This is a genomic window from Desulforhabdus amnigena, assembly GCF_027925305.1.
GTDB lineage: Bacteria > Desulfobacterota > Syntrophobacteria > Syntrophobacterales > Syntrophobacteraceae > Desulforhabdus > Desulforhabdus amnigena.
This window is the reverse complement of the sequence record NZ_BSDR01000001.1, coordinates 3,526,913-3,550,000: the sequence shown is the minus strand read 5'-3', so window position 1 is coordinate 3,550,000 and position 23,088 is coordinate 3,526,913. Positions and strand designations below refer to the sequence as shown.

Annotated in this window: 21 protein-coding genes and 1 other RNA gene; 7 read left to right on the top strand and 15 right to left on the bottom strand. The window is 50.2% G+C overall.

Annotation, left to right across the window (positions count from 1 at the left end; all coding sequences use genetic code 11):
* Positions 1-441: 441 nt before the first annotated feature.
* The 15 genes from tyrS to QMG16_RS15035 form a co-directional block, all read right to left on the bottom strand.
* On the bottom strand, positions 442-1,722 hold the full coding sequence (tyrS, locus tag QMG16_RS15105) for a tyrosine--tRNA ligase (protein ID WP_373878750.1): 1,281 nt from the start codon (positions 1,720-1,722) through the stop codon (positions 442-444).
* A gap of 155 nt (positions 1,723-1,877) precedes the next feature.
* On the bottom strand, positions 1,878-3,440 hold the full coding sequence (gene rny / locus QMG16_RS15100; RefSeq protein ID WP_281795601.1) for a ribonuclease Y: 1,563 nt from the start codon (positions 3,438-3,440) through the stop codon (positions 1,878-1,880).
* A 306-nt stretch (positions 3,441-3,746) separates the two neighbouring features.
* A non-coding RNA gene (gene ssrS / locus QMG16_RS15095) (6S RNA) lies at positions 3,747-3,924 on the bottom strand.
* A 774-nt stretch (positions 3,925-4,698) separates the two neighbouring features.
* Positions 4,699-5,103: a F0F1 ATP synthase subunit epsilon gene (locus tag QMG16_RS15090; protein WP_281795600.1), complete on the bottom strand. Its 405-nt coding sequence runs from the start codon at positions 5,101-5,103 to the stop codon at positions 4,699-4,701.
* Positions 5,104-5,123: 20 nt separating this feature from the next.
* Positions 5,124-6,530 (bottom strand): F0F1 ATP synthase subunit beta, encoded by a 1,407-nt coding sequence (gene atpD / locus QMG16_RS15085; protein WP_281795598.1) that lies wholly within the window; start codon positions 6,528-6,530, stop codon positions 5,124-5,126.
* Positions 6,531-6,575: 45 nt separating this feature from the next.
* On the bottom strand, positions 6,576-7,454 hold the full coding sequence (gene atpG, locus QMG16_RS15080; protein WP_281795596.1) for an ATP synthase F1 subunit gamma: 879 nt from the start codon (positions 7,452-7,454) through the stop codon (positions 6,576-6,578).
* A gap of 42 nt (positions 7,455-7,496) precedes the next feature.
* Complete coding sequence (gene atpA, locus QMG16_RS15075) at positions 7,497-9,014, bottom strand: F0F1 ATP synthase subunit alpha (RefSeq protein WP_281795594.1); 1,518 nt, start codon at positions 9,012-9,014, stop codon at positions 7,497-7,499.
* Entirely contained in the window at positions 9,014-9,565 is a 552-nt protein-coding gene (gene atpH / locus QMG16_RS15070; RefSeq protein WP_281795592.1) for an ATP synthase F1 subunit delta, read from the bottom strand. The genes atpA and atpH overlap by 1 nt, the downstream gene beginning before the upstream one ends.
* Before the next feature lie 158 nt (positions 9,566-9,723).
* Positions 9,724-10,356 carry a F0F1 ATP synthase subunit B gene (gene atpF / locus QMG16_RS15065; RefSeq protein ID WP_281795590.1) on the bottom strand — a complete coding sequence of 211 codons (633 nt, stop codon included), beginning with the start codon at positions 10,354-10,356 and terminating at the stop codon, positions 9,724-9,726.
* Entirely contained in the window at positions 10,357-10,782 is a 426-nt protein-coding gene (locus tag QMG16_RS15060) for a F0F1 ATP synthase subunit B (RefSeq protein ID WP_281795588.1), read from the bottom strand.
* A 238-nt stretch (positions 10,783-11,020) separates the two neighbouring features.
* Entirely contained in the window at positions 11,021-12,136 is a 1,116-nt protein-coding gene (gene rodA, locus QMG16_RS15055; RefSeq protein ID WP_281795585.1) for a rod shape-determining protein RodA, read from the bottom strand.
* A 54-nt stretch (positions 12,137-12,190) separates the two neighbouring features.
* Positions 12,191-14,068: a penicillin-binding protein 2 gene (gene mrdA, locus QMG16_RS15050; protein WP_281795584.1), complete on the bottom strand. Its 1,878-nt coding sequence runs from the start codon at positions 14,066-14,068 to the stop codon at positions 12,191-12,193.
* Between the two features lie 86 nt (positions 14,069-14,154).
* Positions 14,155-14,673, bottom strand: coding sequence for a rod shape-determining protein MreD (mreD, locus tag QMG16_RS15045; RefSeq protein ID WP_281795583.1), 519 nt, complete (start codon positions 14,671-14,673; stop codon positions 14,155-14,157).
* A gap of 46 nt (positions 14,674-14,719) precedes the next feature.
* Positions 14,720-15,565 (bottom strand): rod shape-determining protein MreC, encoded by an 846-nt coding sequence (mreC, locus tag QMG16_RS15040; protein ID WP_281795581.1) that lies wholly within the window; start codon positions 15,563-15,565, stop codon positions 14,720-14,722.
* A 75-nt stretch (positions 15,566-15,640) separates the two neighbouring features.
* Positions 15,641-16,672 carry a rod shape-determining protein gene (locus tag QMG16_RS15035; protein ID WP_281797094.1) on the bottom strand — a complete coding sequence of 344 codons (1,032 nt, stop codon included), beginning with the start codon at positions 16,670-16,672 and terminating at the stop codon, positions 15,641-15,643.
* Between the two features lie 700 nt (positions 16,673-17,372).
* On the opposite strand from QMG16_RS15035, the gene rpmH reads away from it, so the two are divergent.
* The 7 genes from rpmH (at position 17,373) to rsmG (ending at position 23,081) form a co-directional block, all read left to right on the top strand.
* Entirely contained in the window at positions 17,373-17,510 is a 138-nt protein-coding gene (gene rpmH, locus QMG16_RS15030) for a 50S ribosomal protein L34 (protein WP_281795580.1), read from the top strand.
* A gap of 70 nt (positions 17,511-17,580) precedes the next feature.
* Positions 17,581-17,940, top strand: a complete 360-nt coding sequence (rnpA, locus tag QMG16_RS15025) for a ribonuclease P protein component (RefSeq protein ID WP_281795578.1) — start codon at positions 17,581-17,583, stop codon at positions 17,938-17,940.
* Complete coding sequence (yidD, locus tag QMG16_RS15020) at positions 17,937-18,233, top strand: membrane protein insertion efficiency factor YidD (protein WP_281795576.1); 297 nt, start codon at positions 17,937-17,939, stop codon at positions 18,231-18,233. The genes rnpA and yidD overlap by 4 nt, the downstream gene beginning before the upstream one ends.
* Positions 18,234-18,292: 59 nt before the next feature.
* Positions 18,293-19,987 (top strand): membrane protein insertase YidC, encoded by a 1,695-nt coding sequence (gene yidC, locus QMG16_RS15015; protein ID WP_281795574.1) that lies wholly within the window; start codon positions 18,293-18,295, stop codon positions 19,985-19,987.
* 63 nt (positions 19,988-20,050) lie between these two features.
* Positions 20,051-20,731 (top strand): RNA-binding cell elongation regulator Jag/EloR, encoded by a 681-nt coding sequence (gene jag, locus QMG16_RS15010; protein WP_281795573.1) that lies wholly within the window; start codon positions 20,051-20,053, stop codon positions 20,729-20,731.
* A gap of 33 nt (positions 20,732-20,764) precedes the next feature.
* Complete coding sequence (gene mnmE / locus QMG16_RS15005; protein WP_281795572.1) at positions 20,765-22,168, top strand: tRNA uridine-5-carboxymethylaminomethyl(34) synthesis GTPase MnmE; 1,404 nt, start codon at positions 20,765-20,767, stop codon at positions 22,166-22,168.
* 241 nt (positions 22,169-22,409) lie between these two features.
* Positions 22,410-23,081: a 16S rRNA (guanine(527)-N(7))-methyltransferase RsmG gene (gene rsmG / locus QMG16_RS15000; RefSeq protein WP_281795571.1), complete on the top strand. Its 672-nt coding sequence runs from the start codon at positions 22,410-22,412 to the stop codon at positions 23,079-23,081.
* Positions 23,082-23,088: the final 7 nt, after the last annotated feature.

The following is a 23,088-nucleotide window of genomic DNA, read 5'->3' as shown; positions in this document are numbered from 1 at the left end:
TCTTTAACCCCCTCGCTCCCTTTCCCGAAGCGAAGGTGCCTTTCTACTGATTTCCTTGCCGCTTGTCAAGGATCTTTTTAATCTTTTTTTTTACTTTCCCTTCGCCCCGTTTTCTGTTGATCTCCCGAAGCGAAGGTGCCTTTCTACTGATTTCCTTGCTGCTTGTCAAGGATCTTTTTAATCTTTTTTTACTTCGCTTTCCTTTCGCCCCGTTCTCTGTCGATCTCCCGAAGCGAAGGTGCCTTTCTTACTCGTCAGGCACCCTTTTGTCAACTGATTTTTTATGTCAGGATGCAAAAATAAAACATCCAAAAGTCTTTTATACTCTTTTCACGCACCAGATCGCGCGATATTGCCCGGAATTGCCGGCACCTTTTGTCCGATGGTCATCCGTACCGACGTTATACATACATTCTGGCCCGACGCCTCTGCATCCATTCCTCAGCCTTCAACCACAATACGGTGAATTTTCTTCTTACCCGCCTTGAGGAAGATACCACCTTCTTTGACATGATCAGGCCCTATATGTTCATCAAACGCCCTGAGGCGTTCTTCGTTCACGTAGGCACCGCCTTGCTGAATGAGGCGGCGAGCGGCACTTTTAGATTCACACAAACCTATTTCCGCAAACAGTTCGAACGCTGGAACACCTTCCTTTACCCTACTCATAGGAACTACTGTGCAGGGAACCCCCTGCAACTCATCCCTGGCACGACGTGGTATGGAACTCGAGGGCAGTAGATCCTCCGGTAAATGCCGCCGACCAAAAACGCTGCTTGCCGCGTCGTAAGCTGCCAAGGCTTCTTTAGCACCATGAGTTTGACAGGTCACCTCGTACGCAAGTATTGTTTTGACGACGTTCAGTTCCTGCCCTTCCAACCCCTCAACTGCCTGGATTTCCTTCATTGGAAGAAAAGTATAGAGTTTCAAGAACCTGTCCACATCACGATCGTCAGTGTTCACCCAATACTGATAAAATTCAAAAGGATTTGTCTTCTTGGGACTCAGCCAGACCGCACCCGAAGCCGTTTTTCCCATTTTAGCCCCCGAAGCGGTAGTCAGAAGGGGAAATGTAATGGCAAAGGCATTCTTTCCTGACTTGCGCCGAATGAGTTCGATCCCCGCCACGATGTTGCCCCATTGGTCATTGCCCCCCATTTGAAGATTGCAGTCGTAGTGTTGTGAGAGATAATAGAAGTCATATGCCTGAAGCAGCATATAATTGAATTCAATGAAATTGAGGCCGGTTTCCAGACGCATCTTATAACTTTCAGCCGCCAGCATCCGGTTGACACTGAAATGCTTACCGATATCTCTCAAAAACTCTATATACCCAAGGTTCAGTAACCAGTCTGCGTTGTTGAGCATGACCGCCTTGTTTTCCCCAAAATCAAGGAAATGTGACAATTGCTGTTTCAGAGCGTCCACATTGGCTTGAATCTGCTCCACACTGAGGATTTGCCGCATTTCTGTTTTACCGCTGGGATCCCCCACCATTCCAGTGCCTCCTCCTACGAGGACAAGTGGACGGTGCCCTGCTCTTTGCATATGAGCTAAAGCCATGATGGGAACCATGCTCCCGATATGGAGACTGTCTGCAGTCGGATCAAAACCGATGTAGCAAGAGGCCGGTTTGGAGAGATATGCTCTTAACTCCTCCTCATCCGTTGCCTGAGCAACAAACCCTCGTTGTTTAAGGACATCGTAAACATTCTCGGTAATCGACACCCCATTCTCCTTCACAGAAAAAAATGAACACTCAGGAACTCGCCGAGCAGTAGGATTTACATTTTTTGTTAGAAAAATGCCCGGAAAAGAACAATAAAACTATTTTCTCATCATCCATACGCTATCGAGCATGATTTTTCATATATTGATTACTTAGCATATTCTACTGCGCGCGTCTCACGAATCACGGTGACCTTGATTTGTCCAGGATACGTCATCTCACTCTCAATTTTTTTTGCAATATCCTTACTCAGCAACACAACTTCGGCATCTCCCACAGACCCGCTCTCCACAATAATTCGCAATTCCCGACCGGCTTGTATCGCATAAGCTTTGCTGATTCCGGGGAAGGATGCTGCGATTTTCTCCAACCCTTCAAGACGCTTCACGTAGGTTTCCAAAAGTTCTTTTCGAGCCCCAGGCCGAGCGCCCGATAAAGCATCGGCAGCCTGCACAAGGATTGCCAGGATATCTTCTGCAGGGACATCTTCATGATGAGCGGCAATGGCATGGATGATTGCCTGGCTTTCTCCATATTTTCTCGCCAAATCCGCGCCGATGGTTGCGTGTGGGCCTTCTATTTCATGATCCGTGGCCTTCCCTATATCGTGCAACAATCCGGCCCGCTTCGCCTGCTTTTCGTTCAATCCCAGTTCCGAAGCCATCACTCCACATAGAAACGCCACTTCCCTGGAATGCTGCAACACATTCTGTGCGTAGCTCGTCCGATATTTCAATTTCCCAAGAAGCTTGATCAATTCGGGGTGAATTCCATGAACGCCTACATCAAAGGCTGCCTGCTCACCCGCTTCCCGGATGGTGGTCTCGATTTCTGCGTTTACTTTCTCTACAATCTCTTCAATGCGCGCAGGATGAATCCTTCCATCCGAAATGAGTCTCTCGAGAGATATTCTGGCAACTTCTCGACGAACAGGATTGAATCCGGACAAAATCACCGCCTCAGGAGTATCGTCAATGATTAAATCAACCCCCGTGGAAGCCTCGATCGCACGGATATTGCGCCCCTCTCTTCCTATGATTCTCCCCTTCATCTCTTCGTTCGGCAAGTTCACCACGGAAACGGTTTTTTCCGCGACATAGTCGCCTGCATAACGTTGTATGGCCAATGCGATAATATTCTTTCCTTTTCTATCTGCAATCTCACGGGCTTCCGTTTCGATTCTTTTGACCAGCAAGGCGGCATCATGTCTGGCTTCATTTTCCAGAGCCTTGATCAACATTTCTTTCGCTTCCTGCGTGGATATCCCGGAAAGCTCCTCGAGCTTCTTCCTCTGATTTTCGAGTAAGGACTGCAGCTCCTTTTCTTTCTCACCAATTTCTTTTTCCTGTTGGAGAATAAGCTTTTCCCTCTTCCCTATGGTCGCCTCTCGCTTATCCAGCGCTTCGGACTTCTTGTCCAAATTTTCTTCCTTTTGGAGGATTCTCTTTTCAAGAGCCTGAAATTCCTTTCTATTTTCTTTACTCTCCCGCTCGAATTCGGCTTTCATCTGAAACAAACTGTCTTTTGCCTGAAGGATGGCTTCCTTCTTTATTGTTTCAGCTTCTTTTCGAGCTTCATTGATGATATTTTTTGCCTGCTCTTGAAGACTTTCAGTCCGCTTCTCAAACCAATACTGGCGAAAAGCAACTCCTAACCCCGCCCCTCCCAACAAACCTAACAGGATCAGCACAAAACCCGACATAGACCCCATAACGAATCATTCCTTTCAAAGGACACAGAGAATTCCAATATTTTGATTTTTCAATCCATTTCCCTCTAACGACGTCCGTTCGACACAAAGGGGAAAAATGCACACATCTCTAAGCCCCAATTCAGATATATTGCTCATTATCAGAAATACGTGATTTGATAGAAACGGGCAACCGTTCAAGGACAAAGCTTACTAGGCGGGATTATTAGAATTAAACCGAATTCTGTTGCGGCAACTCTGAGAGGTTACAACACCCAGAGCAAAATAATTGCCTGAAGATACCGATATTCAAAAGAGAGCTAAACTAAACCCCCCGCATAGTGCCGTGTTGGTGGTCGGCCATGAACCGAAAAGTTAAGGTGGGTGCCCCATCACTCCTTTAGGCTTTCAGTACCCTGACATGCACACCGGAGCAAGAGGGGGCTCCCCTTTTGTTGCTGTTGGAACAGGAACGTTCCACCAATCACAAACACAGCAGGGGACTCTTTGTATTTTGCAATGGCCATTGCGGCCACAATTTTCTAGCGGCTTCCCTGTCCTGAGGCGCCACCTATATGAACTAAAGCCATTTCCACGCACAGTCGGCCTCGGGTTTCCGCCTCACTGTGACTATAGAAGACGCCTTTTCGAGGTGTTCCTCCAAATACAAAACTCGAAGTTTTCTATAAATCCGAATCTCTGCAAGGTGCCTTGTTCAGTTTCACTCTCAGACTGCGGTCAGAATCGTCTAACTCTCTCAAATGCGCTGGAACACAGGAACCATCGAAGCCATTTGAGCCTTTGCAAGCTTTCTTTGCGGCAAATAATCGCCCTCGTCAACTATCTAAGGCCTATGAAAGACAGGAATTCAGAAGGTTCAATACCTTGCAAACCACCCTCTTTCCTAGGTATATTCAATCGATTCAGCCTTTATATTTTATTATTATTTTATTCAAAAAAAGAAAAATAAGTCAAGCTGAATCTCCGCGGCTATCATCCTTGCTTCTTAGCCGTTCACCGCCATTGCATATCCACTGATTGCGTAGATATCGCGGAGTGGAAAAAAGCAGCCTTATCCTTAGCGTTCTTTGTGTCCTCTGCGGTAAACGCGCGCTGAACGATGATTATCCTGGTTCAATCCAATCCCGTGATTCCACCTTGCATGGGCACCTTTACATCAATAGAATCCCAATTTGCTTGCTTCCCCCCCCAGCAAAAAAAGCCCTTCCATCGGAAGGGCTTTCCAGTCGTGCTCAAGAAACTTACTGAGATCTATCCATCAAGCTTTTTCAGCAATGCGCAGCCGAGCCATAGCTCTTTGCAACGCAGCCTGCGCCACCGCAAACTCATAACGATCTTTAGCCTCCGCCAGCCGGCGCTCAGCGCGCTCCCTTGCAGCCTTCGCTCTGATGACATCTATTTCCCCGGCCTCTTCTGCGGCCGATGCCAGAATAGTGACGTGATCGGGCAGGACCTCTGCGTACCCGCCCATTATGGCTACATAGCGCGTTGTCGCCCCTATGCGGAACCTCAGTTCCCCAACCCTCAATTTACTCACAAACGGGATGTGGTTGGGCAACGCACCAAACTCACCCTCTTCCCCCGGAGCAACGACAATATCCACCGTTTCACTCAACACCGTTTTCTCGGGGGTCACAACCTCCAACAGAATCTTATCGGCCATACGCTCACCACTCTCTTTGCTTATGCAGACATTTGCTTGGCCTTCTCAACCGCTTCCTCAATGGATCCTACCATATAGAACGCCTGTTCGGGAATGTCGTCGTATTTTCCCTGGCAAATTTCACTAAAGCCTCTAATGGTATCCTCCATCTTTACATATTTCCCAGCCACGCCAGTGAACGTTTCCGCAACGTGGAACGGCTGCGAGAGGAATCTTTGAATTCTTCGGGCCCGAGCTACAGTCAGCTTGTCTTCATCAGAAAGCTCATCCATACCCAGGATGGCGATGATGTCCTGAAGGTCTTTGTACTTCTGAAGGATCTGCTGAACTTCGCGTGCGGTGCTGTAATGAGCCTCACCCAAGACATTAGGATCCAGAATGCGGGACGTCGAATCCAGTGGATCCACCGCAGGATAGATACCGAGCTCGGCAATCTGACGGGAGAGAACGACGGTACCATCCAGGTGAGCAAACGTCGTAGCGGGAGCAGGGTCGGTCAAGTCGTCAGCGGGCACGTATACGCATTGGACGGAAGTAATAGAACCCTTCGTCGTTGAAGTAATACGTTCCTGCAGTGCACCGAGGTCCGTACCCAATGTAGGCTGATAACCAACGGCAGAAGGCATACGACCCAGGAGGGCGGACACCTCGGCACCAGCCTGGGTGAACCGGAAGATATTGTCTACGAAGAGCAACACATCCTGCCCTTCCACATCACGGAAGTACTCCGCAACGGTCAAGGCGGACAGTGCAACCCTTGCACGAGCTCCAGGCGGCTCCGTCATCTGGCCATAAACAAGACCGGCACGGGGCAGAACGCCTGAATCCTTCATTTCATGATACAGGTCGTTTCCTTCACGCGTACGCTCGCCTACGCCGGCAAATACTGAAATACCACCGTGCTGCATGGCGATATTATGGATCATTTCCATCATAACAACGGTTTTGCCGACACCGGCACCGCCGAACATCCCCATTTTGCCGCCACGTGGAAAGGGAACGAGAAGATCGATGACCTTTACACCCGTTTCGAGTACCTTTACCGACGTATCCTGTTCGGTGAATAGAGGAGCGGGGCGGTGGACCGGCATGTATTTGTCCGTCTTAACAGGACCAAGACCATCAACGGTCCTGCCCACAACGTTGATAACACGCCCCAACACAGCCTCACCCACAGGCATCATGATGGGTTTGCCCGTATCCTTGACCGGCATTCCGCGGACAAGACCATCCGTCAAGTCCATTCCGATGGTGCGCACCACGTTGTCACCCAGGTGCTGAGCCACTTCGAGGACAAGATTGTCTTCCTCGGAACTGATTCCGGGGTTTGACACAAACAAGGCGTTCAGGAGTGGGGGAAGCTTGCCTTCTTCGAACTCAACGTCCACAACGTTTCCAATGACTTGCACGATTTTCCCCATATTCATGGGCTTATAACCTCCTTAAATCAAGGGAAGCAGCCAGCTTACCTTTTATTTCTTCAGGGCTTCGGCGCCGCCAACGATGTCCATGAGCTCCTTGGTGATACCAGCCTGTCTCGCCTTGTTGTATGTAAGCGTCAGGGTTCTTACCAGCTCTTTACAGTTACTGGTCGCATTTTCCATGGCTGCCATTCGAGCAGCATGCTCACCAACCGCAGTCTGATAAAAGTATTCGAGGAGTTCTATAAAAACGTAGTTTGGCAGCAAATCGTTCAACAGTGCATCATGGGAAGGTTCGAAGATGTATTCCACATTGCTTCCGCCTTCTCCCCCTTCGGTTTTTTCAGGAGCAATGGGCAGCATCCTGAAAACTGCAGGCGCCTGCCTCACTATACTGATGAAGTTGCTATAGATGACATAAACTTCATCGCAAACCCCACTCTCGAACTTTGCAATCAGTTCGCGACCGAGATCCACTGCGTCATCATAACTGGGCTTATTGAGAATCCCAGTCATCCGTTTGCTGATTTCGATATTTCGACGCCTGAAATAATCATAACCTTTTTTGCCAACTGCTGTGAGTGTGACGGTAATCCCCTCAGCCTTCTTGGCAGCGATGAACTTCTCGGCGGTCACAATGAGGTTGTTATTGAAACTGCCGCAAAGACCTCTATCAGGAGTCAAAAGGACGAGCTCAATATTCTTGACTTCCTCTCTTTGTTTCAGAAGCTCAAATGAACCGTCATCCTCAACGCCCACGGCCAAACGGGATATCACCTCATTGAACTTGGTTGCGTACGGATGGAATTTTTCCATGTTCTGCTGAGCCACACGCAGCTTGGCAGCAGCCACCATATTCATGGCCTTGGTGATCTGCGAGGTCTTCTTAACGGCGTCGATTTTTCTCTTGATGTCCCTTAGTGTTGCCATAGCACACTCTCTCTTTTCCTAACGTTTCAATTTGGACGCCAATTAGCCCTGAAAAACCTCGGCAAACTCCTCCAAAGCTTTTTTCATCTTCTGATCCAAGTCATCGCCGATAACTTGCTTTTCTTTGAGTTCGGTAAAGATCTCGGGATACTTCCTCTCTACGAAGGCAAGCATTTGGCCTTCGTATTCGCTGACTTTTTCCAAGGGCACCGCATCAAGGTACCCTCTTGTCCCCGCGTAAAGGGACATAACTTCCTTCTCGGCGGACATGGGCTGATACTGAGGTTGTTTCAACAATTCAACCAGGCGGCTGCCACGATTGAGTTGAGCCAGTGTTCCCTTATCCAGATCGCTACCGAACTTGGCAAAAGCTTCAAGTTCGCGGTACTGCGCAAGGTCGAGACGCAAACGACCCGCCACCTGCTTCATTGCCTTGGTCTGGGCTGCGCCGCCTACACGGGAAACCGAAAGGCCGACGTTGATCGCGGGCCGAACACCTGCAAAGAAAAGACTCGGCTCCAGATAAATCTGACCGTCGGTGATGGAAATAACGTTCGTGGGAATATATGCGGAAACGTCGCCCGCCTGCGTTTCGATGATAGGCAAAGCTGTCAGGGAGCCTCCACCCAACTCGGCGTTCATTTTGGAGGCACGCTCCAGCAGCCTCGAGTGGTTGTAGAAAATATCGCCTGGAAATGCTTCACGCGCAGGAGGACGGCGCAACAGGAGCGAAACCTGGCGATATGCCGTTGCCTGCTTTGAAAGATCATCATAGATGATCAAAGCATGTTTTCCGCGGTCACGATAATACTCGCCCATAGCACACCCTGCAAAGGGGGCCACGTACTGGAGGGGAGCAGGGTCACTGGCGCCTGCCACGACGACCGTTGTATAGTCCATCGCCCCGTGCTTCCGAAGGGTGTCCACGACCTGTGCCACAGTAGACTTCTTTTGCCCAATCGCAACATAGATGCAGTAAATACCGGAATCTTTCTGATTAATGATAGCATCCACCGCGATAGCTGTCTTGCCGATCTGACGGTCACCGATGATCAATTCACGCTGCCCGCGACCGACAGGGGTCATCGCATCAATGGCTTTGAGTCCCGTATACATGGGTTCATTTACGGATTGGCGTGCGATAACGCCCGGCGCGATCACTTCGATTCGGGAGAATTCTTTAGCTTCAATGGGGCCTTGCCCATCCAGAGGGTTACCCACGGAGTCCACAACACGCCCCAAGACCGCCTCACCGACCGGCACTTCGGCAATACGCCCCGTCCTCCGGACCTCAGCACCTTCCTTGATGTGGATGTCTTCGCCCATGATGGCAACACCCACATTGTCTTCTTCCAGGTTAAGTGCCAGACCGTAGATGATTCCCACATCGGTAGGGAACTCAAGCAACTCCATAGACATGCACTTTTCAACGCCATAGACACGAGCGATACCGTCACCGACGGAAAGCACACGCCCAGTTTCACTGAGCTCGACCTGTTTCTCGTAGTCCTTGATTTGATCTCGAATAATTTGGCTTATTTCTTCTGCTCTGATTTCCATTAACCTAACGCACCCCTCTTCAAAGTTTCTTTAAAGTTGAGCAACTGTCGCCTTACACTCCCATCCAAAACCAAATCGCCGATTTGAGCGACAACCCCCCCGATCAGGGTGGGGTCCAATTGAAACTCAACGACGATCTTTTTCCCTGTCATGTTTTCGAGCGTTTGAGCGATCTCCTGAATGACCGGTTCATCCAACTGTGTAGCCGCCTTGAGTTGGGCGCGTGCGACATTGTCATGATCGTCGATCAGCTTGTGGTAATAGTCAGCAATATCCCCTATGTGCTGCACACGCTTTTTTTCGATAAGAAGATTGATAAAGCTCTTCATTATGGGCGTCATTTCGGCCTTGTCAGCCACAGAATAAAACAACGCTTTTCTCGCCGCCTCCGGATACAGGGGGTTTTGAACGGCGTCCGCAAAATCTGGAAGCTCCCCGAGGAGTTGCACAAACCCGTCCAACTCCCGTCCGTACTGCCCAACCCAGCCTCCATCAAGGGCCAGGTTGAACAACGCTTTCGCGTAACGTTTGGCTATGACTAGATTTCTCACTTCGCCTCCACCGTAAGCCTTCCACAGGGGTTAAAGTTACTGCAACCAAAATCTGTTCTTTTGTTGCTTCAATTTCCATCACTTGCCATTTTTATCTTATGCTAGGCTCCAGACAGCAGTCCACGATCTTTATCGCCCGCACGCCCCAAAACGAGCCCCTAAACCTCAATAACTTTACCCTGCACGCGACTCGCATCCGTCACTTTCGTCACGAAGTCCTGGACCAGACGACCCTGATCCTCTGCCTGCATATTTTCACGCAGTATCTCTTCGGCGGCAGCCACAGACAGCTCGCTGATTTCTTCCTGCAGTTTCTCCTTGGCCGCTTTCACTTCCTGCTGAATAGCCACCTGGGCCTGCTGGCGAATGTAGTCCGCCTGCCGCTCGGCCGACTGGATGATTTTGAGCCTTTCAGCCTCACCTTCAGAAACAAGCTCCGCCACGATTTTCTGTGTTTCCCCTTCCAGGGCGGCCATCTTCTGCTGATATTCAGCGGCGGTCCGTTCCGCTTCCTGCTTCTTTTGCTCCAGCTCCGCAAGCATGGCCTGAATGTCCTGGCGCCTTGTGCTAAAGAAACTGCCGATTGGTTTTTTGAGAAGTTTGATCAGAATAGCAAGAAGAATAGCGAAATTCAAAAATCGGAGAGAAAAATCAAACCAATTCAGACCATGATCCCCACCGCCCCCTTCGGAAGCCAAAGCCACTCCACACCAAGCAACGAGCAGCCCAGCACCGAGGAGAACCGTCAAACACTTCTTCTTCATCTCGTCCCCCCTCAGATCCTTGCCCATCTAAAGACTCCTTCCCAAAATCTTCTGCGCCAACTCCACAGAAAAGGCCTTGACCTGACCGCTCAACTGATCGCGCGCCCCTCGAATCTCCTCTTGAATCTGGGCACGCATTTCCTGCAACTGCTTTCCTGCCTGTTCGACGGCCTTCTGAGTCAATTCCTTTTCCTGCTCGTACGCCGCAGCCTTCAATTCCTGAATTTTTTCACGACCCAACCTGCGGGCGTCCTGAATCTTTTGATTGAAGCTCTCAATGGAAGCCTTCACATCTGCATCCATGCGCTCAATCTCCGCCTGCCGCTCATCAACAAACTGCTTCCTTTGAGCGACAATGCGGCGAATGGGCCGATACAGAACGAGATTCATCAGGAAAAGCAGGACCAAGAAGTTACCCATCTGAATCAATAGCGTCACATTAATGTTGATCATCTCTCCCCTTCCCTTAACTTTAGTATTCTCAAGTTATTTCAAAAACCAACTTTTATGTGACCTGTCCCTCGACTCGAACGGTCCAGCACCCCTCCAGAAAATGGACAGTTCTCTGCCATGGCAACAGTATGGAAGCCCAATATATGTGAGCTGTTAGCATAAGTCGGAAAGGTTGGCAAGAGAAAAGTAATAAAAATCACAATCCCACAAAGATTGTGTGAAGCCGGTTTAGGGTGTTTCAGCCCGTATGAAAAGTATAGCGACGCATGCTCACATTCTCGATAAGACCGATGGCGAAACATAACGTTATGAGGGAGGAACCTCCGTAACTGACGAAGGGTAGAGTGATTCCCACTACCGGCAACAAACCGATCACCATTCCAATATTGATGAGAACCTGCCACAGAATGAGAGCCGTCATTCCCACTACCAGCAAGGCCCCATACCGGTCTTTTGACCTGCGGGCCACCCTCAGAGCGAGAACGACCATAAGTGAAAATAAAATCAACAGCAAGGCACAGCCAAGAAAGCCCCATTCTTCAGCCCAAACCGAAAACACAAAGTCCGTATGTTTTTCCGGAAGAAAGCGCAGCTTGTTTTGTGTACCGTTTAAAAAACCTTTGCCCCAAAGCTTGCCTGACCCAATGGCAATCTTTGACTGCCGGATATGATACCCAGCCCCCAGCGGATCCAGATCCGGACGAAGCAGAATCAGGATGCGCCTTTTCTGGTAAGGTTTCAACACATTCTCCCAGACCGGATACAAAAAGGGCAAAATCCCCAAAATCAATCCCACGATGTATCTCCACCGGATTCCCATAAACAAAATCAGAGTGCATGCGATGGCACTGACGGAAATGGCCGTGCCCAAATCCGGTTCAGCCAGAATGAGCAATACCGGTCCGGCGAGCATCAACACTGGAAGGAACAATTTGCGAAGACTTGGATAAGGCGAGATTTCGTGAGACGCAAAATAACTTGCCAACTGGATGACTATGGCCACTTTCATGAATTCCGACGGCTGAAATTGAAACCCTGCCAATTGGAGCCACCTTTTGGAACCATTGACCTCTCTACCCGCCACAAGCACTACCAGAAGGAGCAGGATAACAAAAAGATAAATCCAAAAACTTGCCACCCTGAGCTGTTGATAATCCAACAGAAGGGTACAGAACATCACACTGAAACCCACGGCGAGCCACAGGAGCTGTTTTATAAAAAGATTATTCGTCGGGTTGGCCTGGATCTGAGGGTAGAGCGCACTGTATACACTTAAAAGACCAATTGAAACAATGGCTAGGAGTACCCAGAGGAGGGACCAATCGAAGTTTTCAATCAAACGCCTATCCATCATCGCAAATCAGATCCTTGTTCAACAATCAAAAAGCAAAAACCTCACGGGAAGGCATCACTTTGGCTCTGCCGCCCCACCATTCAAATAGGCTGCGATCACTCTCTGCGCGAGAGGCGCAGCCGTCGAAGACCCATGCCCTCCATGTTCCACAAGAACTGCAACCGCTATCTTGGGATCTACAGATGGAGCATAGGCAACAAACCATGCATGATCTCTCTCGGTCAATTTAGCCATTTTTGCGGCCAGCTTGCGGTTGGCCCCTTCGGCAAGCTTCACGACCTGTGCGGTTCCCGTCTTCCCTGAAATAGGGATGGATCTGTCTTTGATCGCAGAATGAGCCGTCCCCCGTTCATCCTGCACCACTCCGCACAATCCTTTCTGCACGACCTGAAAGTAACGGGCATCCACAGGAATAGTACGCTTCAGCTTCCCCTTCATTTCGTCAATTTCATCGGAATTGCCGCCTTCGATACGCCGCACCACAAAGGGCTGCCACAACTTTCCCCCATTGCCAATGGCCGCGAACGCATTGGCCATCTGAAGAGGGGTCGCCGTATCGAAACCCTGTCCAATGGCGATAGAAAGTGTTTCTCCTTTTTGCCACGGCACATGAAAGACTTTCTTTTTCCAGGCTGCGGTGGGGATATTTCCGGGGTTTTCCCCCTTGAGTCCGATCCCCGTCCTTTCACCCAATCCGAAATAGTGCGCATACTGGGCAATTCTGTCTACCCCCAGACGCAATCCGGCCTGATAAAAGTAAACGTCACAGGACTGGATGAGCGCCCTCTCCACATCGACGCTCCCATGGCCGCGATCGCGCCAGCAACGGTATTTTCTGCCGGCAAAGTAAAGGAAGCCCGGGCAGCCGAAGTTGGTCTCGGGAGTTACCATCCCCTCCTTCAAGGCCGCAAGAGCCACAATCGCCTTGTACGTGGACCCGGGGGGATAGGCCGACCCAATGCAACGATTGAGCAGCGGATGATTGGGGTCTTTGCTCAACGCCTGCCATTGTTCCTTGTTCAGGCCGCGAATAAACTGTTCCTGATCGAACGTCGGCCTGCTCGCCATGGCAAGGACGGCCCCGTTGTTTGGATCGAGGGCAACGATACCCCCTACACTTCCTTCAAGGCAAGATTCCGCGACCTTTTGAACCTCGATATCAATAGTGAGCCACAGATTTCTTCCCGGAATGGGAAGGACTTCATCCAATACGCGCATCCTGCGACCGATGGCGTCCACTTCAACCTGACGCCCCCCCCGTTTTCCGTGAAGATACTTCTCAAAGGCGCTCTCCACCCCGAAACGCCCTATATCCTCCCCAGCAAAATACCCTTCATAGTCTTCCGACTTCAATTCCGCTTCCGTGATTTCACTCAGATACCCGATCAGATGAGCAGCCGTTCCATTCCAACGGTATTCCCTTTTGGGCTCCAGTTGTATCACCACCCCCGGCAAGCGCACCTTGTGAGCCTCAATCCGTGCAAGACAATCCCTGTCCAAATCGGCAACCAGCCGAATGGGCATGAATTTGGGGGTCGTCTTGTTGGCCTCTACAATACCGAAAAATTCCTCGGGCGGTTTATTACAAAGCTGAGCAAGCTCCCGAATCGTCTGATCCATATCCTGAACGTCTTCACGGATGAGCAGCAAATGGTAAGCAGGGCGATTTTCCACCAGAGGAATGCCGTTTCGATCAAAGATGATTCCCCGGGGGGCAGGAATATCTTCGAGCCGTATCCGGTTGTTTTCCGATTGATAACGATATTTGGATCCCTCAAGAATCTGCAAATGCCAGAGCCGCAGCAAATAGACCAGCAGGATCAACAACATCAACCCCGCCAGCAAGAAATACTGTTTTTGGAAAACGGTCGTTTCAGCGACTTCCCAATTCACCAGATGAAGAATTTCCGATTTCTTTTTTTTTGCATCCATATCTGATCAAACAGGGGCAGATGAAAGAATCTTACGACCCGGCACTGGCTCAACCGACCATATCGAAGCGTGAAAGGCCATCTTAATTATTTCCAATCTTTTCGACCACTCCAGATGGGATAGAGAATCAGGGGAGAACAAAGCATCATGATCAGGGAACGCACAGCAAGGCTCATCCACATGGACATCATGGATATGGAACCCGCGGGTTCAAACAGAAGATACAATCCCAAGGCCACAGACTGCCCCAACGCACACATCCCCACAAAAGACATTTGATAAAGGGGATTCTGGAATTCGAACTTTTCGAGACCGATGTTCACTAGGCAGATCGCCACCACATACGATCCCAGATGAAACCCCCAGAATTTTCCCGAAAGGACGTCCATGGCAAAACCCCAAACGCATCCCCAAAAGATGCTGGCAACAGGAGGCCATTCAATCGCCACTCCAAACATGAGCGGAAGGAAAAGATCTATTCTGAGAGCGGGATAGGGAAGGCGAGATACCCCCTGAACCTGCAGCAACAGGAGAAAAAATGTGTAGGCAGTCAGTTTGAGAAAATGAAAATTCTGCCAGTGCGTTGAAGTTCTTATATAGGTCAAATTCGCTTGCTCTTCGTTGAGTCAATTGTTGAGTCAATTAAAGGTATCAGTTACCTGTCATTTCTTCGGGCATGTTCATGTCCCGCTTGATGATCAGCAACTCTTCCAGCGCACTGAGACGAACCAGCGGCTTCACCTCGATCTTTTGAAAAAGATCCACGGGATCCTTAAATATGCCCTGCACAACCCCCAACCGGAGCCCCTTGGGAAAAATTCCATCCTTACCCGAAGTGATAATCAGATCCCCTACCTGGACATCCTGGTTGCCCCGCACATATTTCAGAACACACCCATTCGCATCCTTGCCGCTCAGCACCCCCCGGACACGATTTCTCTGAATGATGGCATCCACAGAACTTCCAGGATCCGTTATGAGCAAAACCCGCGCATATCGATCAGAAACATCCAGAATGCGGCCCACGACACCTTCATCATTCACTACGGCCATGTCCTGTGCGACGGAATTTTCAAATCCCTTATCCACCACCAACGTTTGAAACCAGCCCGTCAAATCATGCAACACAACTTGCGCCGCAATGGTTTCCGCATGGATAGTGCTTTTAAAATCCAGGAGCCGCCGAAGCCTCAAATTCTCAATATAAGCTTCCTGGTAGTCTGCAACCTTTTGTTCCAGAGCAACCACTCTCTCTTTCAACCATTCGTTTTCATGGTTGATCTGCCTCAGCCAGACATATTCCTTGATAATGTCCTCCACAAATCCGGTGGAGTTTCGAATGGTTTTGATGATGGGGCCCAATGATTCGACAACAACCCTCTGCAGAATGTCCATTCGCGCCGGAGGCCGGAAATTGAGTGAAAAAATATAGAGAAAGACACTCAAAAAAACAAGAATCAACAACACGCTGCGCAACCGGCGCCACCACTCGGTCATGACTTCCAAGCCTCGTTCAAGATCCGCACATTCTCAGGCAATTCGGCATTTGAGATCCGGCCCCAATGGCTTTCTTCAAGTGAGCACGTCTTTCAATATTTCGATCTCTTCCAGGGCCTTGCCCGAGCCCAAGACCACTGTCGAGAGGGGATCTTCCGTGATGGTTATGGGAAGGCCGGTCTCCAAACGCAACAACTTATCCAATCCCTTCAGCAGAGCGCCCCCCCCTGTCAGCACGATGCCGCGGTCGACTATATCACCCGCCAATTCGGGAGGCGTCTGTTCCAGGGCGATCTTGATGGTCTCGATAATGGAATCGATTTGTTCCTGGATGGATTCCCGCACCTCATCCGAGTTGATTTGAACGGTTTTGGGAATACCGCTGACCAGGTCACGCCCCTTGATATCCATCGTCTCCACCTGTTCCATGGGATAGGCATTTCCAATCGTCGTTTTGATCAACTCCGCCGTCCGTTCCCCAATAAGGAGATTGTATTTTCGCTTGATGTGCTGCAGTACGGCAAGATCCATTTTATCGCCGCCCACCCGGACCGAACGGCTGTACACAATCCCGGCAAGAGAAATGACGGCCACTTCGGTCGTTCCGCCGCCTATGTCCACCACCATATTGCAAACGGGTTCTGTAATGGGCAACCCCGCTCCAATAGCAGCAGCCATGGGTTCTTCTATCAGGTACACTTCTCTTGCCCCAGCCGATTCAGCCGACTCCCTGACGGCCCGCCTCTCCACTTGTGTCACTCCCGAAGGGATACAGACAATGATTCTCGGTCGAATGAGGCTGCGCCGATTGTGCACTTTTCGAATAAAGTATCTCAACATAGCTTCAGCCACTTCGAAATCGGCAATGACACCATCCTTCATGGGCCGGATGGCTACAATATTGCCCGGGGTTTTCCCCAACATCATTTTGGCGTCTTTGCCGACTGCTACGACGCGATTGGAACCCTGCTCATCTTTGCGGACGGCCACGACGGAAGGCTCGCAAAGCAAAATACCTTTGCCTCTCACGTAGACGAGCGTGTTGGCGGTTCCGAGGTCGATCGCCAGGTCATTGGAAAACCACCCCAGAATGCGGTTTAGGAACATCAATCCTTTCTCTCCTTTCAACGATGATTTCTAAAAAGGCTCAATTCATAGCACGGCCCCGCGTTATCTTCAACACATAAGAACGACACAAACACAAACTTCTTTTCCTTACCATCATTTAGCTATCTACATAATTTTAGAGTATTTTTTTACATACTTCCCTGCATTGCCCCATCTTTCGCTCACGGGATTCTCATGGAAAGATTGGGTCTCTATCGAAATCCCCATTTACCGCAGATACCGCAGAGCCACAGAGATCGCAGAGGGATTCCATAAGAATTCCAAAACATTTCCTGCCTCCTTTGTCTCTGTGGTGGATAACAGGATCTTAGAATTCGCCACCCCCTAATGAACGTAAGGAACGGCTCCGCCTGGAGTCCCAAAAGACATTCTCATCTCGGAGTTGCGTTGCAGGCTGGATTTTGCTGCTTGACAAAGTGAAAACCTTTCGATTAAGGATACACTTTTGCATTAACAGTACATTCTGTTTTTGACTTCGAGGCGCCCCTAAAGTATGAACCTTTTGCTTCATCAATGTGCATCGTGCATCCTCGAAAAGAAAACACTTCGATGCACCTTTGGGTATTTTGGGCATCTGAAAGAAGCAATGAGGCACCGAGACTACAGAGATAAAAAAGTTACCGGGAGAGGATTTATTTTACAGGTAGAATATTTCAAATCAACAACGAGGTGAAACAAAATGAGCAAAAGAACCTTTCAGCCAAGCAATCTCAAAAGGAAGAGAACCCACGGTTTTTTGGAGCGTATGTCCACCAAATCCGGACGGGCCGTATTGAAACGTAGACGAGCCAGAGGAAGAAAGCGTCTTACTGTTTAGTCGAGAGTCGATTGCCTCGACATGGCATGGCTAAGAGTGGCGAAGAGATGACCGGGATCAAGGGATTCGTTTGAAAGATTCATACCGCTTCCGTCCTCATGAAAAGCTTCGAACTTCCCAGGAGTACCTGGAAGTCAAGAGAGTCGGTAAACGGTCACGCACCACTCATTTCGGTGTGAATTTTCTAATAAACGGGCTGGATTACCACCGTTTGGGCCTCATCGTAACGAAGCGATTCTGGAACGCTGTTGAAAGGAACCGAATCAAGCGTCGTGTGCGGGAGTGGTTTCGCTTGCACAAACATCATATTCCCTTGCCGGGCCGGGATATCGTGATCATCGCCCGGCAGGGGGCTGAAAGGCTTTCGTCCACCGAAGTGGCGAGGGAACTCCTTCGCGTTTTTGTAAAACAGGATGGCCGGAGTTCATGATCCGATCGATATGTCTTGGTTTGATCCGTTTTTATCAACTTTTCATCTCTCCTCTGAAGGGCCCCAGTTGCCGGTTCACTCCCACATGTTCCCAATACGCTCATGAAGCCATTCAGGTCTATGGTCTCGCCAAAGGTCTTTGGCTGGGGCTGAAACGCCTGGCCAAATGTCATCCTTTCCATCCGGGAGGCTACGATCCCGTGATCCAAAACAGGGGAATTTCCATTCAGAGCAATAAAGAGAGCAGTCATGCCATCAAACGGACGGGCCGTACCACGTTTCTGGAACCCTAAGCCCGCTTGATCGTTATCATTCATACATTTATTTTCCGAACAGCACGGAGTATTCCTCAATGGAAAAAAGAGCGTTGGTTGCCCTGGTCTTATCTCTCGTGGTACTTCTTTTTTGGGAGTACTATTTCGGGCTTTATCGTACCCCTACTCCCCCGCCGGCTCAAGAGACACAACAGCAAGGGCCAACATCTGTTCCCCAGTCCTCTTTGCCCGAAACGGCCGCTTCGCCGGCGACAGAGCTTCCAGCCGCGGCCGGCACCTTGCCGCAGGAGCGACTGACCCAGCTGGGACAGCAATTTGAAAGCTGGACGGTCACCGACCAGCTGTACAAGATGCAGATTCTGGCTCCAGGAGGACGCATCGGTTCCTTCGAGTTGATGAACTTCCGCGAGAAGGTAGACCCCAATTCCCGCCCCATGGAACTGATCCCTTCTCAAAGCAGCGGCTACCTTCCGCTGGCCGTCGACCTTCTAAATCATCAGGAATGGCAGCTGTCTCAGCGCCCGTTTACCAGCCAGTCACCCAATAGAATCATCTTGTCGGCGGGAAAAGCACCCCAAGACATTTCTCTCTCCGCAGAAATCCCCAATCAGGTTCGGCTGATCAAAACCTTCACCTTCATGCCTGATTCATACGTCATGGACCTTGGCATTCAGCTGGAAAACCTTTCCGATTCCATGCTGACCGATCAAATGGGCATCAGTTTTTATGTTCAGCCCTATACCGATTTGAAGGAAGAGAGTTCTTACAATCTTTCCCAGCTTTCCATATTTCAAAAAGGGTCTCTCACGAATTACCCCCTGAAGGATCTTCTCAAAAAGGACATCATCCTGCGCCCCCCCATGGATTGGATCGGTTATGAAAACAATTATTTTCTTCAGGCCGTCATTCCCATGGAAGAAAGCGGTTTTCAGATCATCCCACGTGTTCTGAACGCCGATACGGGGCTCATGCAGGTGGTCTACCTGACGGACAATTTCCAGTTGAACCCCCATGAAAAAAAGAATTTCAAGCTCAGAATGTATATGGGGGCCAAGGAAATCAATCGACTGAACCAGGCAGGACACAACCTCTCCCATGCCGTCGACTACGGCTGGTTCACTTTTATCGCCAAACCGCTCCTCCATGTGCTCAACTGGCTTTTCAAATATACCCATAACTACGGTGTGGCGATCATTTTGCTTACCGTCATGATCAAAATCGTCTTCTGGCCTCTCACACAGAAGAGTTACCAGTCCATGCAGAAGATGAAAAAAGTACAGCCCAAGATCGCGCAAATCCGAGAGAAATATAAAGACGACAAAGAGAAGCTCAACCAGGAATTGATGGCGGTCTATCGCACTCACAAAGTCAATCCCATGGGGGGATGCCTTCCCATGATCCTGCAGATTCCAGTTTTCTTCGCCCTCTACCGAATGCTCTACGGCGCCGTTGAACTCAGACATGAACCCTTCATGTGGTGGATCAACGATTTGACCGCCCCGGACCGCCTCGACCTCGGATTCAAGATTCCTTATTTGAGCGGAGGCCCCGGCATTCCCGTTCTGACAATCCTTATGGGTATTTCCATGTTCATCCAGCAGAAGATGACACCATCCAGCGGAGATCCAAGACAAGAACAGATCATGTTGATCATGCCTGTGATGTTTACTGTTTTCTTTGTCAACTTTCCGTCAGGTCTTGTGTTATACTGGCTTGTAAACAATATCTTGTCCATCGTGCAGCAGTATATGATCAATCGTCAAAATGCATAACCACGACCTCCCCGCTACGATTACGCACAATTCGCCCGGTTCAGAGAATTAACGGAGGAGAGCATGTCAACTCTTGAAATTGAAGAAAAATCTGTCGAGGACGCCATCGCCGCGGCTTGCAAACAACTCCAACTGCCTCGAGAACAACTTGAAATAGAAATCATCTCCAAAGGCTCTTCAGGTATCTTTGGGATTGTCGGCGCGAAAAAAGCAAAGATCCGTGTAGTCCCGAAAGTTCTAACGGCAGAGGCGGCGGCAGAGAGGGCCAAGTCCGTCCTGAGCGAAATTCTGAAGCATGTGGATCTGCCCACCGTTGTCGAAGCTGAAAGCAAAGAGGACACTGTTTGCCTCAATATCATCAGCAACGGTTCGGGCTTACTCATTGGAAAGCGAGGCAAGACATTGAACGCTCTTCAGTACCTCGTTTCCAAGATTCTTCAAAAGGAACTGGCCGAAAATATTCCAGTCGTTGTGGATACTGAAAACTATCGATCCAAGCGCGAGGGCAGTCTCACCGAATTGGCTCAGCAGCTCAGCGACAAGGTAAAAAGGACCCATCGCCCCTTGACCACCGGTCCCATGAACTCCCAGGACCGCCGCATCATTCATCTGGCCTTGAAGGAAGACCAGGAGGTCCGCACCAAGAGCAAAGGGGAAGGCAATCTTCGGCGTGTTGTCATTTACCCCGTCAAGAGAGGCAAAAAACCCCAGAACAAAATCGCCATCACGGAACAAGAGGCCTGATCCGCCATTTTCCGGATGGATTCCACCTGCACGATGGACTTCAAGACTAACCAAGACACAATATGCGCCATCGCCACTCCCGTAGGAGAAGGCGGAATCGGAATCATCAGAATCAGTGGGCCGGAAGCTGTGGGGATTGCTCAACAGCTCTTCCGCCCCACCACCTCTACTCTCTCCCTGAAATCCCATCGCCTCTACCATGGCTGGATTCTCGATCCATCGACCCGTCAACGAGTCGACGAGGTACTTCTCAGCTACATGGCCGCCCCGCGAACCTATACCCGCGAAGATGTCGTCGAAATCAATTGCCACAGCGGTTATGCCGTACTGGAGCGTATCCTGGAGCTGGCGATCCGGGCCGGAGCGCGACTGGCTGAACCTGGAGAGTTCACACGGCGGGCTTTTCTGAGTGGCCGCATCGACCTTTCTCAAGCGGAAGCGATCATCGATGTCATCCATGCCCGTTCCGAAAAGAGCCTCGCCCTCGCCAGCCGACATCTGAGCGGCGACCTTCGCGATCGTATTCTTCAATGGAGGGAAGTCCTCCTTCAGTTCCAGGCCCTCACCGAAGCATCCATTGACTTTTCAGAAGACCTGGAGGATGCCTCTTCAGATTCCCATCTCGCTATTTCGATCCAGGACCTGGACAAGCAGGTCATCGCCCCTCTAAAGGAATTGCTCGACCATTTCGAACGCGGGCGAGTCCTGCGCGAGGGAATCACCCTCGTGCTCGTGGGAAAACCCAACGTGGGCAAGTCCTCTCTCTTGAACGCTCTTCTCGGAAAGGATCGCGCCATTGTGACCCCTGTACCCGGCACCACTCGAGACGTGATCGAAGAGACGTTCCTGCTTTCGGGCATTCTGGTTCGCATCCTGGACACAGCAGGAATTCGCCATTCTCCGGACGAGATCGAATCCATCGGCATCGAAAGGACCCTCCGCTCCGTGGAGGATGCAGACGTGGTTCTCTGGCTCATGGACCAAAGCCGGCCGTTGACGGAAGAAGATGACACCATTTATGCAAGTATATCCTCGAGCCGGCATATGCTTCTCCTGAACAAGCACGATCTGCCTCCCGCCTTTTCCATGGAAGAGGCAGTAGAAAAATACCCTTCCGCAGCAGGAGCCATGGAACTCTCCGCCCTGAATTCCTCGGATATCGAGAGGCTCCGGGAGCAGCTCTCTGAAAGTTTCCTGAAGCAGCCGCTGGAATCCTGCAATGCGACGCTCATATCCAATTTGCGTCAGAGGGATTGTCTGGAACGCGCCATGGATGCTCTTCTTCGAGGCAAGGAACTTCTTTTGGCAGGAGGCTATGGCGAACTGGTCACGGAAGAAATTCACCTTGCCCGTCAGCAACTGGAATCCGTGCTGGGTTGGAATGAAGACGAAGATTTACTGGACCGTATTTTCTCCCAATTCTGTATCGGCAAATGATTTTTGAATCCCCTTTCGGCGAACGAATGCCGCGGGATTTCATCATCAGGGCCACACGTGTTATTTCAGCAATTCTCATTTTGAAAAGTGAATACTCCCCATGCTCCCCAAGGGTGGATTTTTTAGGATAAAGTCCCCCTTTGATAGGGGTATTGAGGGGGGATGTTGAAAGCGACAGCATCATGAGACCATCCAAAATGAGAATTGCAAGGTTATTTCATCTCCATAGAATTGAACCCCCATGAATGAAGCAGAATTCCTGGAACAACTTCTGAAGCTCACCGAGGCAAACGACATTCCCTTTTCCGAGGAACAAGGGCGATTATGCTACGGTCACATCACCCTGATGCTCGACTGGAACCGCCGGACGAATCTTACTCGAATCACCGAATTCCCCGAAATCCTCATCAAGCACCTTTTGGACTCGCTCCTTCCAGCCAGGTGGCTTCCGCAGCAAGGATTGGCGCTGGACGTGGGAACCGGAGCCGGCTTTCCCGGCGTTCCCCTCAAAATTTTGCGTCCCCAACTGAAAATGGTGCTCCTCGAAGCAAATCACAAGAAAGTCTCTTTTCTCAAGGTGCTCCTGGCAAGACTTTCCCTGAAAAACAGCTGGGCGCTGCATGGCAGGTGGGAGGATTTCAGAGAAATCCACCATTCCCTGGCGCGCGAAAGGTACGATCTTATCACCATGCGGGCAGTGCGTCTTCAAGCAGAACACCTGACCCGTTTTGCGTCACGGGTACTGGCGCCGGGGGGAATTTTCGCCTGGTGGGCCGGCCCTGGAGAAAAACCTGACGTAGATTCTTTCCATTCCGTTCTCGAAGCCGGCATCGAATTCCAGGGAAGCTTCCCCTATTCTCTGCCGGACACATCCCGACCCCGCCAGTTGTTCGTATGGCAAAACCACAATTAGAGCATCG